This is a genomic window from Enterobacter sp. K510 (genome assembly GCF_055804875.1).
Genome location: NZ_JBNRLQ010000009.1, coordinates 1 through 14,032, shown reverse-complemented (window position 1 = coordinate 14,032; position 14,032 = coordinate 1). Strand labels below are relative to the sequence as shown.

Genomic DNA, 14,032 nt, shown 5'->3' with positions numbered 1-14,032 from the left:
AAAAAATGGCTTTGTGAGGTCACAGGTTTCTCTCTGACAGCGCAATGCTTGAAAAATAAGCACAGTGGACCCACAATGTACCCACAACTTTGTGGAGAATAGATTTATGCAAACCAGCATTAAAATGCGTATTTCTGAGGAGCTGAAAAATGAAGCGAGTCAGGTATTACGCGACTGTGGACTTACGGTAAGCAGCGCCGTTCGCCTTTTCCTTGAACAGGTGGTCAGCCATCAGGGTATCCCGTTTGAGGTTAAGCGCCCTTCTGCCAGAATGAAAATCGCGTTGCAGGAAGCAACGGAGATCGAAACGAAAGCAAGTCATCGCTTTACGTCGGTGGACGATATGCTCAAGGGACTGAACGACGATGAATCACAAGAGAAGTAAACTCCCTCGCCGGGTGGAATATACCCGCACTTTTGCAAAGTCCTGGGCACGTTACAACAAAGCTGGCCGACGTAATATGCATGCTGTTGCGGACGTTATGTCACTCATTTTCTGTCAGACCACATTGCCTGCTGAATATCTGGATCATGAACTGAACGGGGCGGAATGGGCAGGCGCCAGAGAGTTACATATCGGGGGTGATTTCCTGCTGGTTTACCGGCTTGATGACACCCAAAACCTGGTCACCTTTATCGATCTCGGTACGCACAGTGAACTCTTTGGCTGAGCCGGACAGCATGGCTATCCGGCACAGAGAAAATATTAATACTCGTCGCGCTCGTCGTCTTCATCCGGTTGTTCCATCACGCTGTAGGCCACCGCGCAGAACAGCGAGTTCAGACGTTTCATGTCCCCCAGCAGCCCCAGATGCAGCGAACTGGTTTCAATACTCTGCACGTTTTGCTGATGTAGCCGATCAACGTGCGCATGAGAGTAGCGCCGGTTGAGGATGCGGAAACGGTGTTTGCGGCGGCGCAGGCGGCGGGCGCTGGGTACATCGCCGGAAAAGAATACCGACATCGCCAGTTGCAGGTTGCTGAGCAACTGCTCCAGCAGCGCGTCCAGTTCGTTTAAGCCTTCCAGCGAAAACGCCCGCCGTGCGGAGAGGGATTTATCGGCGATTTCGCTACCCATCCGCTCGACAATGTCCGACGCCTGTTCGAGGTTAAGGGACATTTCAATAATTTCCGCCCAGCGGCGGGATTCTTCCTCCGCCAGTTCGTCCTTCGGCATACGCGCCAGGTAGAGTTTGATGGCGGTGTAGAGCACGTTGATGTCATCCGCTGTTTTACGCAGCTCTTTTTCCTGACGCGGCTCGCCGTGCATCACCTTTTTAAAATCCACCAGCATCTGCTCCATGGCGTCGCCCATGCGCAGCGTTTCGCGCGCGGCATTGGACAGCGCCAGCGCGGGGGTGTCCAGCGCACTGGTATCCAGATGCTTCGGTTTTAAGCGCGCATCCAGCTCCGGCTCATCACGAATGATACGCTTACAGAAATTCGCCATCGGCCCGACAAAAGGCACCATCACCAGGCAGCGGATCAGGTTGTAGAAAACGTGGAAATAGATCACCAGCTCGGACTCCGGCAGCGGCAGCCGGTCCATGGCATCAGCCAGCAGATGCACAAACGGCAGGATCGCCAGGCTGCCCACCAGCTTAAACAGCAGGCTGCCCATCGCCACCCGGCGGGCGGCGGCATTAGCAGCGCTGTTATTGAGTACCGCAAGCAGGCCGGAGCCGAGGTTTGCGCCAATGACCAGACAGAGCGCGACCGGGAAAGCGATCACCCCCGCCGCCGTCAGCGTGGCGGTCAGCAGCACCGCCGCCAGACTGGAATAGGTGATCACTGCAAACATTGCGCCTATCAGCGCATCCAGCATCAGATCGCCCGTCAGCGAGGCAAAAATCACTTTTACACCGTTGGCCTGGGTGATGGGCGTCACCGCCTGTACGATCAGCTCCAGCGCCAGCAGAATAAGCCCGAGGCCAATACCCACGCGCCCCATCTGTCCGGCGCGCGTCTGTTTGCGGCCAAGGAAGAAAATCACGCCGATAAATATCAGCAGCGGCGACAGCCATGAAAGATCAAAGGTCAGCACGCGCGCCATCAGCGCCGTACCAACATCCGCGCCCAGCACAATCACCAGCGCCGGGGCCAGCGCCACCAGATCCTGGGCGACGAAAGAGGTCACCAGCAGAGTGGTGGCGTTACTGCTCTGTACCAGCGCGGTGACGCCAATCCCCGCGCAGAAGGCGAGCGGTTTCTTTTCCACGCTGCGGCTGAGTACGGTACGCAGCCGCGCGCCGAACACGCGCATGACGCCGGTGCGCACGATATGGGTTCCCCAGACCAGCAGGGCGACAGCGGATAACAGGTGTAACAGCGTTAACACGGAATGGTTGCCTCCTGAGTATTGTTGGTTTCCTTTCTCCTCCTCTTCTCCCGTGGGGAAAGGTGAGTTCACTCAGGTAAGTATAAGGTCTTAAATGTAATAAAGTGCCAAGGCACCCGGAAGGTGCCTTGTTTATTATTAACCAAATATGACAGGGTTAATCCGCGTCGTAGCCCAGATGTGGGGCCAGCCAGCGCTCCACTTCCGTTACCGTCATCCCTTTGCGCAGGGCGTAGTCTTCCACCTGGTCGCGCTGGATCTGCGCAACCGCAAAGTATTTGCTGTCAGGATGGCTGAAGTACCAGCCCGATACCGACGCGCCCGGCCACATGGCGAAGGATTCCGTCAGCTTCATGCCGGTGTGGGTTTCCACGTCCAGCAGTTGCCAGATGGTGCCTTTTTCGGTGTGCTCCGGACAGGCCGGATACCCCGGCGCCGGGCGGATCCCCTGGTAGTTCTCGCGGATCAGCTCCTCGTTGCTGAGGTTCTCATTCGGCGCGTAGCCCCAGTACACTTTGCGCACCCGCTCGTGAAGGTATTCTGCAAAGGCTTCCGCCAGACGGTCGGCGACGGCCTTGACCATGATCTTGTTGTAATCATCGTGCTGCGCATCGTAGGCCTCAGCCAGCGCGTCCTCTTCCAGACCGCCGGTTACGGCAAAAGCGCCGATATAATCCGCTTTGCCGCTGCTTTTCGGGGCGACAAAATCGGCAAGGCAGTAGTTGGCAAAGCCGATCTTCTCGGTCTGCTGCCGCAGGTGATGCGCCACCGTCAGCACCCGGGTGCGGGACTCGTCGCGGTAAATCTCCACGTCATCACCCACCCGGTTTGCCGGAAACAGCCCGACCACGCCACGCGGATTAAGCGATTTTTCGGCGCTCAGCTTATCAAGCAGATCGTTGGCGTCTTTAAACAGGCGCTGCGCCTCTTCCCCCACCACCTCATCTGCAAGAATGCGCGGGTATTTTCCGGCCAGCGACCAGGTCATAAAGAACGGCGTCCAGTCGATGTAGTTACGCAGCGTTTCTATGCTGGCGCTGACTTCCTGTACGCCGGGACGATGCACCACCGGCGGGGTGTAGCTTTCCCAGTCGAAAGCCAGATCGTTTTCCCGCGCCGCCTGTAAGGTGACCGGCGGGGTACGCGGTTTTTTACGCCCATGCTGAATGCGTACGGTTTCGTACTCTTTGCGGGTACGGGCGACAAAATCGTCGTGCTGATCGTCGGACAGCAGCGCAGACACCACGCCCACGGTGCGCGAGGCGTTTTGCACGTAGACCGTCGGGCCGCTGTAGTTCTGCTCAATCTTCACCGCGGTGTGCGCTTTGGAAGTGGTTGCCCCGCCAATCAGCAGCGGAATGGTAAAGCCCTGGCGCTCCATCTCTTTCGCCACGTTGACCATTTCATCCAGCGACGGCGTGATAAGGCCGGACAGACCAATCAGGTCGGCATTCACTTCACGGGCGGTTTTGAGGATCTTCTCGGCCGGCACCATCACGCCCAGATCGACAATCTCATAGTTATTACACTGCAACACCACGCCGACGATATTTTTGCCGATGTCGTGTACGTCGCCCTTCACGGTGGCGATCACCATTTTGCCGTTGGTTTTGCCTTTCTCTTTGCTGGCTTCGATGTACGGCTCCAGCCAGGCCACCGCCTGTTTCATGACGCGGGCGGATTTCACCACCTGCGGCAGGAACATTTTCCCTTCGCCGAACAGATCGCCAACCACGTTCATGCCGTCCATCAGCGGGCCTTCGATCACCTGGATGGGGCGTTCGGCCTGCTGGCGGGCTTCTTCGGTATCCGCTTCAATAAACTCGGTGATGCCCTTGACCAGCGAGTATTCGAGACGTTTACGCACGTCCCAGCTGCGCCACTCGGCCTGCTGCGCGTTCGCGCCGTCGTCGGCTTTGCTGCCGCGGTATTTTTCCGCCAGATCCAGCAGACGCTCAGTGCCGTCGTCGCGGCGGTTAAGCACCACGTCTTCCACCGCGTCGCGCAGTTCAGCGGGCAGATCGTCATAAATCGCCAGCTGTCCGGCGTTAACGATGCCCATGTCCATGCCGTTGCGGATGGCGTAATAGAGGAATACGGCGTGAATGGCTTCACGCACCGGATCGTTGCCACGGAAGGAGAAGGAGACGTTTGACACGCCGCCGGAAATCATCGCGTGCGGCAGTTCGCGTTTAATGTCTTCGCAGGCGCCGATAAAGTCCTGCGCGTAGTTGTTGTGCTCTTCGATGCCGGTGGCGACGGCGAAGATATTCGGGTCAAAAATGATGTCTTCCGGCGGGAAACCCACCTCTTCGGTAAGAATTTTATAGGCCCGGCGGCAGATTTCGATTTTACGCGCGCGGGTGTCGGCCTGGCCCACTTCATCGAACGCCATCACCACCATCGCCGCGCCGTAGCGCCGCACCAGTTTCGCATGATGAATAAAGGCCTCGACGCCCTCTTTCATGGAAATGGAGTTAACGATGCCTTTGCCCTGAATGCATTTCAGGCCTTTTTCGATCACTTCCCATTTGGATGAGTCGATCATGATCGGCACGCGGGCGATGTCCGGCTCGCCGGCGATCAGGTTGAGGAAACGCACCATCGCCGCTTCGGCGTCGAGCATCCCCTCATCCATATTGATGTCGATAATTTGCGCGCCGCTCTCCACCTGTTGCAGGGCAACTTCCAGCGCTTCGTTATATTTTTCTTCTTTGATCAGGCGTTTGAATTTGGCAGAGCCGGTGACGTTGGTACGCTCGCCGACGTTCACAAACAGGCTGTCTGCGCCGATGTTCAGCGGCTCCAGCCCGGCAAGGCGACAGGCTACCGGCAACTCCGGTATGGCGCGCGGCGCTAATCCCGCCACCGCGCGATCCATGGCGGCAATGTGTTCCGGGGTGGTGCCGCAGCAGCCGCCGACGATATTCAGAAAGCCCGCTTCGGCCCATTCACGGATCTGCGTGGCCATGGTGTCGGCGTCGAGATCGTATTCGCCGAAGGCATTCGGCAGCCCGGCGTTCGGGTGAGCGGTGACGTAGCACTCCGCGATGCGCGACAGCTCCTGCACGTACTGACGCAGTTCATCCGGGCCAAGCGCACAGTTGAGGCCGAAGGTGAGCGCATCGGCGTGGCGCAGCGAGTTATAGAAGGCTTCGGTGGTCTGCCCGGACAGCGTGCGCCCGGAGGCGTCGGTAATGGTGCCGGAAATCATGATCGGCAGCTCAATGCCCAGCGCGTCGAATTCGGCTTTCACCGCGAAAATCGCTGCTTTGGCGTTCAGGGTGTCGAACACGGTTTCGATGAGGATCAGGTCGCTGCCGCCCTCCACCAGCGCACGGGTCGATTCCCGGTAGGCCTCGACAAGCTGATCGAAAGTGATGTTACGGAACGCCGGATCGTTGACGTTCGGCGAAATAGACGCCGTGCGGTTGGTCGGGCCGAGCACGCCCGCCACATAGCGGGGCCTGTCAGGCGTGCGGGCTGTCCATTCATCGGCACAGGCGCGGGCCAGTTTCGCCGCCTCGCGGTTGATCTCCGCCGACAGGGATTCCATCTGGTAATCCGCCATGGCGATTGTCGTGGAGTTAAAGGTGTTGGTTTCAATGATGTCCGCGCCCGCCTCAAAATAGGCGTTGTGGATGGCGGTGATCACCTCCGGTTTGCTCAGCACCAGCAGGTCATTGTTACCTTTCAGATCGCAGGGCCAGTCGGCGAAACGTTCGCCGCGGAAATCCTGCTCACTCAGACGATAGCCCTGGATCATGGTGCCCATGCCCCCGTCCAGAACCAGAATGCGTTTTTTTAACTGCTGATGCAGTTGCTCAACTTTGCTGCTCACGAGTGCTCCTGACGACGCTCAACCAGGCCAGAAAGGCCAGCAGACCATACTGGCACAATCCCCTGTGGCGGAAAAGAGAACAGCGCTGAACATGAGACATGTTCATAACCACTCCTCCGATCAGTAAGAGGATGGTTGCAATATAATCAAATAAAACGAAAATGATTTCCACGATACAGAAAAGGAGTCAGCCATGGTTGCCACAGTTCCCGCCAAACGCGGAAGAAAACCCGCCCCCGCCGCTGCACAACAGGCCACCGGCCAGGTGCAGTCGCTAACGCGCGGCCTGAAGTTGCTGGAGTGGATCGCTGAATCCCATGGCAGCGTGGCGCTGACGGAACTGGCGCAGCAGGCTGGCCTGCCGAACTCCACGACGCACCGCCTGCTGACCACCATGCAGCAGCTGGGCTTTGTCCGTCAGGTAGGTGAGCTGGGGCACTGGGCTGTAGGCGCGCATGCGTTCGTTATCGGCAGCAGTTTTTTGCAAAGCCGTAATCTGCTGGCGATTGTGCATCCCATTCTGCGCAAGCTGATGGAGGACTCCGGCGAGACGGTGAATCTGGCGGTGCTCGACCAGAGCGATCATCAGGCGATTATTATCGATCAGGTGCAGTGCACGCAGTTAATGCGGATGTCAGCGCCGATCGGCGGTAAGCTGCCGATGCATGCGTCCGGCGCGGGGAAAGCCTTTCTGGCGCAGCTTTCTGAAGAGCAGGTCACCGGGCTGCTGCACCGTCAGGGACTGCATGCATATACTCATGCGACTCTGGTGTCGCCGCTGCATCTGAAAGAAGATCTGGCCCAGACGCGCAAGCGCGGTTACTCCCTGGATGATGAAGAGCACGCACTCGGCCTGCGCTGTGTGGCGGCCTGTATTTTTGATGAGCATCGCGAACCTTTTGCGGCGATCTCCATTTCCGGGCCGATCTCGCGTATTACCGATGACCGCGTGACGGAGCTGGGCGCGCTGGTGATCAAAGCGGCGAAAGAAGTGACGCTGGCGTACGGCGGCACACGGTAATGTGGTGTTGCAACCAAGAGATGCCGGGTGGCGGCTACGCCTTACCCGGCCTACAAATACCACAATTGCATAATACCCGGCCTGTCACCCCGCTCCGTAACGCTGGCTGAAACGCTGGCGGCGGCGATAGGCGTAAACGTCTTCTATATAGCCCTGCCGAATGCGTTCCTGTAACCCGCGCCAGTACTCCGCGCGAAAGAGATCGGCGTGCAGCTCTTCAAACAGCGCCCGGCAGCGCGGATCGGCGCACAGCCAGTGGCGGAACTCCTCCGGGAATACGTCCCCCGGCGCCACGCTGTACCATGGCTCGGCGCTCATCTCATCTTCCGGATAACGGGCGGGCGGGATGTCGCGGAAATTCACCTCCGTCATATAGCAAATTTCATCGTAGTCATAGAACACCACCCGCCCGTGGCGCGTCACGCCGAAGTTTTTAAACAGCATATCGCCGGGGAAAATATTGGCGGCGGCCAGCTGGCGGATGGCGTTACCGTACTCTTCGATGGCGTCGTGCAACGCCTGGCCTTCCACCTGCTCCAGCCAGATATTCAGCGGCACCATGCGCCGTTCAATATAGAGATGGCTGATGGCGATATTATCCCCCAGGTCGGTGATTTTGCCCGGCGCTTCCTCCATCAGCAGCGTCATCAGCGCCGGAGCGATCCGCCGCTTCTCCAGCACAAAATTTTCAAACTCCTGGGTGTCGGCCATGCGTCCGACGCGATCGTGCTCCTTAACCAGCTGGTAGCAGGCGCGCACATGGGCGGCGTCCATCTCCTTTTGCGGCGCGAAGCGATCTTTAATGACCTTAAACACCCGGTCGAATCCCGGCAGGGTGAACACCAGCATCACCATGCCGCGAATGCCAGGCGCTTCAACAAACTGCTCGTCGCTGTCAGCGATATAGTGCAGATATTCCCGATAGCTTTCGGTTTTGCCATGTTTCTGGCAGCCAATCGCCATATACAGCTCAGCGGTGGTTTTACCGGGCAGGATCTCCCGCAGCCATTCCACCAGCGCGCCGGGAAAAGGGGCGTAAACCATAAAGTAGGAGCGGGCGAAGCCAAAGACGATGCTGGCTTCGGCGCTGGTGGTCAGGCAGGTATCAACGAACAGCCGGTGATCGTCCGCGCGGTGGATCGGCAGTAAAAAGGGCACGGTGGCGTCAGGCAGGATCAGCTTTCCCACCAGCCACGCGGCCTTGTTGCGATAAAACAGTTCGTTGGCGATCTGCAAACGCGCCTGACGTAACCGCGCTTCACCGAAATTTTCCAGCAGATGCGCCACGATATAACCCACATCACGCGCCTGATCCTGCCACGGCAGTCGCAGGGGTAGATCTTCCAGCACGTTATGAAGCAGCGCGTGCCAGCCGTAATACGGCGTAAAGTCTTTCGCCAGCGGCCGCGGCGTAACGTGCAGACGCTGCGCGGGCTGTGAGCTGAACACAAACAGCCGTTCGGGCGTCAGCTGACGGTGACTGAACAGGCGGCAGTAGACGGAATTAAAGAAGCTTTCGGCGATTTCAAAACGCGGATAATCAGGCAGCAAGGCGGTGTACTGCTCTTTGACGCGCAGCAGAAATCCGGCGCTGAGCGTCTGGTTATCGGTGATGCAGCGTAACTGCTCGACCACCAGCCCGACGTGATGATCGTAGAGATGGATACGGCTTTTCATCGCCTGTTGCACGGCGTGCCAGTCCGCCTGCTCAAAGCGCTGTTGTGCGCCGGAGGTCACTTCCAGAAAGCGCCCATACTGCGCGTCAAAACCCTGGAGAATGGTCTGGGCGATTAACAGTTCCAGGTCACGGGACATCTTTTGCCCTCGTCCGAAATTGGGATTGCCGGATGGCGCTTCGCTTATCCGGCCTGCACAACGACAGGATCCGCAGGCCCGGTAAGCCTCACGCCACCGGGCAACAGGACGTCAGAACTGCTGTTCTTCCGTCGAACCGGTCAGCGCGGTAACGGAGGAGGTGCCGCCCTGAATAATGGTCGTCACTTTGTCGAAGTAACCGGTACCCACTTCCTGCTGATGAGACACAAAGGTGTAACCCTCTTTCGCAGCGGCGAATTCCGGCTGCTGGACCTTTTCAACGTAATGCTTCATGCCCTCGCCCTGCGCGTATGCATGGGCCAGGTCGAACATGTTGAACCACATGCTGTGGATGCCGGCGAGGGTGATGAACTGGTATTTGTAACCCATCTCCGCCAGCTGCTGCTGGAAGCTGGCGATGGTGGCGTCGTCGAGATTTTTCTGCCAGTTGAACGACGGCGAGCAGTTATAGGCCAGCAGTTTGCCGGGGAAGCGGGCATGAATGGCGTCGGCAAAACGCTTCGCCTGCTCCAGATCCGGTTTCGAGGTTTCGCACCACACCAGATCGGCATAAGGGGCGTAAGCAAGGCCGCGGCTGATCGCCTGTTCAATACCTGCCCGTGTGCGGTAAAAGCCTTCGCTGGTGCGTTCGCCGGTAATAAATTCACGGTCATATTCATCACAGTCGGAGGTGATGAGATCGGCGGCGTCAGCATCGGTACGGGCGATGAGCAGCGTCGGCACGCCCATCACGTCTGCCGCCAGACGCGCCGCTACCAGCTTCTGGATGGCTTCCTGCGTCGGCACCAGCACTTTGCCGCCCATATGGCCGCATTTTTTCACCGAGGCGAGCTGATCTTCAAAATGCACGGCCGCCGCGCCCGCAGCGATCATCGACTTCATCAGTTCGAACGCGTTAAGCACGCCGCCGAAACCGGCTTCGGCATCTGCAACGATCGGCAGGAAGTAATCCACATAGCGCGGATCCCCCGGTTCGATGCCTGCCGCCCACTGGATCTGATCCGCGCGGCGGAAGGTATTGTTGATCCGATCCACCACCGCGGGTACGGAGTTCGCCGGATAGAGGGATTGATCCGGATACATGCTGGACGCGAGGTTAGCATCGGCCGCCACCTGCCAGCCGGAGAGATAAATCGCTTCGATCCCGGCCTTCGCCTGTTGCAGTGCCTGACCGCCGGTCAGCGCGCCGAGACTGTTGATATAGCCTTTTTTCGACTCGCCGTGCAGGAGCCGCCACATTCTGGCGGCGCCCAGCTGAGCGAGCGTGCATTCCGGATTCACCGAGCCGCGCAGCTTCACCACTTCATCGGCGCTGTACGGGCGACGGATGCCCTCCCAGCGCGGGTTAGTCCATTCTTGTTGTAGTTGTTCGATTTGTTGGGTACGGGTTTTCATCGCAGATGCTCCATTTTTATTATGTGGGGATCACGCCAGCAGGCGGTAGCCCGGCAGGGTCAGGAAGTCGATCAGCTCGTCGGAGGTGGTGATTTGCTCCATCAGGCGCGCGGCATCGCTGAAGCGCCCGCTGCTGAACCGGTGTTCACCCAGTTCTTCCTGGATCACCTGCATCTCTTCCGCCAGCATGCGGCGGAACAGCGCTTTGGTGACGGGCGTGCCGTCACTGAGCGATTTTTCGTGATGGATCCACTGCCAGATTGAGGTGCGCGAGATTTCTGCCGTTGCAGCGTCTTCCATCAGGCCATAAATCGGCACGCAGCCATTGCCGGAGATCCAGGCTTCGATGTACTGCACCGCCACGCGGATATTGGCGCGCATGCCCTCTTCGGTACGCTCGCCGTCACAGGGGGCCAGCAGTTCGTCGGCGGTAACAGGCGCATCTTCGTCGCGGGTGACGTGCAGTTGGTTGGGGTTATCGCCCAGCGCATGGTTGAAGATGTCCATCACCGTATCAGCCAGACCGGGATGCGCGATCCAGGTGCCGTCGTGACCGTTTTTAGCTTCCAGCTCTTTGTCGGCTTTGACTTTGTTCAGCACCCACGCATTGCGGTCACGATCTTTACTCGGAATGAACGCGGCCATGCCGCCCATCGCAAAGGCGCCGCGGCGGTGGCAGGTTTTAATCAGCAGACGCGAGTAGGCATTAAGGAATGGCTTATCCATCGTCACCTGCTGACGATCCGGCAGCACACGATCCGGATAGTTCTTCAGCGTTTTGATATAGCTGAAGATGTAATCCCAGCGGCCACAGTTCAGGCCGACGATATGATCGCGCAGCGCGTGCAGGATCTCGTCCATCTGGAAAACCGCGGGCAGGGTTTCAATCAGCAGCGTGGCTTTAATGGTGCCGCGCGGCAGGTTGAAGCGATCTTCGGCATAGCTGAATACCTCGCTCCACCATGCGGCTTCCTGCCAGGCCTGGGTTTTCGGCAGATAGAAATAGGGGCCGCTGCCTTTTGCGAGCAGGTTTTTATGGTTGTGGAAGAAGTAGAGCGCGAAGTCGAACAGGCTGCCGGGGATCGGCTCACCGCGCCAGGTAACGTGTTTTTCAGGCAGATGAAGACCGCGCACACGGCAAAACAGCACCGCAGGATCGGGTTTCAGCTGATAGATTTTCCCGCTTTCATTGGTGTAACTGATGGTGCCGTTAACCGCGTCACGCAGGTTGATCTGGCCTTCGATCACTTTTTGCCAGTTGGGCGCCAGCGAGTCCTCAAAGTCCGCCATGAAGACATTCACATTGGCGTTGAGGGCGTTAATCACCATTTTGCGCTCGACCGGCCCGGTGATCTCAACGCGTCTGTTGCGTAAATCCGCCGGGATGCCGCGGATCTTCCAGTCGCTTTCACGAATGGAAGCACTTTCCGAAATAAAATCGGGCAGCGTACCGTTATCTATTTTTAGCTGCTGTTGCAGCCTTGTTGCCAGCAGGGCGTTGCGTTTGGGCGTAAAGCGCGCCACCAGTTCACTGAGAAACTCCACCGCTTCGGGCGTCAGGATCTGCTGCTCCTGCTCGCTATACGGTTGACTGAAGGCCAGTTCTTCAGTCGTGGTTGCCTGTTGTGTCATGCCATGGCTCCTCGTTGTTGATCCAGAATGATCCTCATCGCTGATGAAATTCAGACTGTGCAGTTTTCGTTCAGCAGGTTTAAGATTACTCAACGAAAACACAAAATCAAAAACAATTTCCATTTTTTAATTAATAATGCATTAACCAATTGATAACAAACAGATTAAAATTTAATCGTGCCGGGAAGTGTTTTTCAGAAATAAAAAAAGCACCCGCAGGTGCTTTAAGAGGAGCTGAAACGCTTAATCCAGCGTGGGGTTCATATGGCGCAGATCGAACGGCGTGATCTGGTAAACGTAGTAGTTGAGCCAGTTGGTGAACAGCAAATTACCGTGGCTGCGCCAGCTGGCGCGCGGCACATGCTGCGGATCGTTGCCCGGAAAATAGTTGTACGGCACGTCGGGGTTCAGCCCGGCTTCCACATCGCGGAAATACTCGCCGGCAAGCGTATCGGCATCGTATTCAGGATGCCCGGTAACGAAGGCAATACGTTTGTCTTTACTGCCGAACAGATAGGCATCGCCATCGGCGGTTTCAGCGAAGATCTCCAGATCGGTGTAGTCACGGATCAGCGCCGCCGGGAAGTCGGCAAAGCGGGAGTGCGGCGCCAGAAAGACATCATCAAAACCACGGGTGAGCAAGGCATGGGGTTGGGTGATATGGTGTTCATACACGCCAGAGAGTTTGTCTTTGCGGGTCTGCTTGGGAATGCCATAGAGGATATTGAGCGCCGCCTGCACTGCCCAACAGACAAATAGCGTTGAAGTGACATGATCTTTGGCCCATTCCAGCACCTGTTTGATCTGCGGCCAGTAGGCAACGTCATTAAACTCCACCAGGCCCAGCGGCGCGCCGGTGACGATCAGGCCATCGAAGTTATCATTACAGATATCCTCGAAGTTACAGTAAAAGTTGTTCAGATGCTCCGCAGGCGTGTTGCGGGATTCGCGGGCATCAATACGCAGCAGCTGAATATCCACCTGTAGCGGGGAGTTCGACAGCAATCGCAGGAACTGGTTTTCCGTTTCGATTTTCTTTGGCATCAGATTGAGGATCAGCACCTTCAGCGGGCGGATCTCCTGACCTGTTGCACGGGATGTCGTCATGACGAAGACGTTTTCATCACGTAAGAAATTGACGGCTGGCAGCTCGTCCTGTACCCGAATCGGCATAACCTTAAATCCTCAAAGCATACGTATAAACGTTTAGACATCCAGACAGCTGACAATAACCAGGAATGGCAGAAATGTCGAGCCTGCATATGCCAGTTGAGAAATTTTCAGGTAGCGTTTGGAATAAGCGTCTGGCGATCAGCCGTATTTTTGCTGATGGGCTTTTTTGCGGCGCAGATAGTCTTCGTCAGCGCGCAGATTATCCCAGTATTTTTTGAAGATGGTCGCGGCTTCGGCTTTTATGGGGTCGTTCTGGCGCGGCAAAACGTTTTTATCTTCATCGTATTTTCTTCCGCCGGGGTGATTAGCGTAGCGTCTGGCGCGGGTATAGCCCATCTGAATAAATTTGCGGGCCATATCCATGCCGACAAAGTCGTCCTGCTGACGGTATTCCTCGAACTTTTCCATGATTTGCTGCGCAGACAACGCGGCTATTTCAGGGGTTTTAAAGCGCCAGAGTGGGAGGATCTCGCTTTTATAGGGCTCGACAAGCAATACGCCCTGCTCGCCGCGGCCAACCTGGTACAGTTCCGGATGCGCGCGGAAATCGATGCTGTTGAAATCCTGTTCGTAGTTGAAAGGCGGGTTAGGCAAAAAACGTCCTCCGGATGAATGGCACAGGACTATTTTAGACGAGATTGATGAAATGCGTGGGCAGGATCAGGAAGGATAAAAACGCAAAAAGGCCATCCGTGAGGATGGCCTTCTGCTTTATTTGATGCCTGGCAGTTCCCTACTCTCGCATGGGGAGGCCCCACACTACCATCGGCGCTACGGCGTTTCACTTCTGAGTTCG

General features: G+C 57.2%; 10 protein-coding genes and 1 rRNA gene. 3 read left to right on the top strand and 8 right to left on the bottom strand.

Annotated elements, in window-relative coordinates:
- Positions 1–106 precede the first annotated feature (106 nt).
- Both ACQUTD_RS15945 and ACQUTD_RS15940 read left to right on the top strand, forming a co-directional pair.
- The gene (locus tag ACQUTD_RS15945) at positions 107–385 is read left to right on the top strand and encodes a type II toxin-antitoxin system RelB/DinJ family antitoxin (RefSeq protein WP_318377080.1); all 279 of its coding nucleotides are present in this window, start codon (positions 107–109) and stop codon (positions 383–385) included.
- Positions 366–671 (top strand): type II toxin-antitoxin system YafQ family toxin, encoded by a 306-nt coding sequence (locus tag ACQUTD_RS15940; protein WP_318377081.1) that lies wholly within the window; start codon positions 366–368, stop codon positions 669–671. The genes ACQUTD_RS15945 and ACQUTD_RS15940 overlap by 20 nt, the downstream gene beginning before the upstream one ends.
- 35 nt (positions 672–706) lie before the next feature.
- Here the strand turns inward: ACQUTD_RS15940 and ACQUTD_RS15935 are convergent, their stop codons facing one another.
- Positions 707–2,338 (bottom strand): Na/Pi cotransporter family protein, encoded by a 1,632-nt coding sequence (locus ACQUTD_RS15935; RefSeq protein ID WP_072570161.1) that lies wholly within the window; start codon positions 2,336–2,338, stop codon positions 707–709.
- A gap of 157 nt (positions 2,339–2,495) precedes the next feature.
- The gene (gene metH, locus ACQUTD_RS15930; RefSeq protein WP_473277438.1) at positions 2,496–6,179 is read right to left on the bottom strand and encodes a methionine synthase; all 3,684 of its coding nucleotides are present in this window, start codon (positions 6,177–6,179) and stop codon (positions 2,496–2,498) included.
- A 193-nt stretch (positions 6,180–6,372) separates the two neighbouring features.
- On the opposite strand from metH, the gene iclR reads away from it, so the two are divergent.
- A complete protein-coding gene (gene iclR / locus ACQUTD_RS15925) occupies positions 6,373–7,200 on the top strand; it encodes a glyoxylate bypass operon transcriptional repressor IclR (RefSeq protein WP_318372952.1) in 828 nt (275 codons plus the stop codon).
- An 84-nt stretch (positions 7,201–7,284) separates the two neighbouring features.
- On the opposite strand, the gene aceK is transcribed toward iclR, so the two are convergent.
- The 6 genes from aceK to rrf form a co-directional block, all read right to left on the bottom strand.
- Positions 7,285–9,015, bottom strand: coding sequence for a bifunctional isocitrate dehydrogenase kinase/phosphatase (gene aceK, locus ACQUTD_RS15920; RefSeq protein ID WP_473277439.1), 1,731 nt, complete (start codon positions 9,013–9,015; stop codon positions 7,285–7,287).
- A 111-nt stretch (positions 9,016–9,126) separates the two neighbouring features.
- Positions 9,127–10,431, bottom strand: coding sequence for an isocitrate lyase (gene aceA / locus ACQUTD_RS15915; protein WP_473277440.1), 1,305 nt, complete (start codon positions 10,429–10,431; stop codon positions 9,127–9,129).
- A 30-nt stretch (positions 10,432–10,461) separates the two neighbouring features.
- Positions 10,462–12,063, bottom strand: a complete 1,602-nt coding sequence (gene aceB / locus ACQUTD_RS15910; protein ID WP_473277441.1) for a malate synthase A — start codon at positions 12,061–12,063, stop codon at positions 10,462–10,464.
- Positions 12,064–12,306: 243 nt separating this feature from the next.
- Entirely contained in the window at positions 12,307–13,236 is a 930-nt protein-coding gene (metA, locus tag ACQUTD_RS15905) for a homoserine O-acetyltransferase MetA (RefSeq protein ID WP_318364181.1), read from the bottom strand.
- A gap of 138 nt (positions 13,237–13,374) precedes the next feature.
- The gene (locus ACQUTD_RS15900; protein ID WP_318364182.1) at positions 13,375–13,830 is read right to left on the bottom strand and encodes a DUF4385 domain-containing protein; all 456 of its coding nucleotides are present in this window, start codon (positions 13,828–13,830) and stop codon (positions 13,375–13,377) included.
- 126 nt (positions 13,831–13,956) lie between these two features.
- Positions 13,957–14,032 (bottom strand): 5S ribosomal RNA (gene rrf, locus ACQUTD_RS15895); the annotation flags it as partial.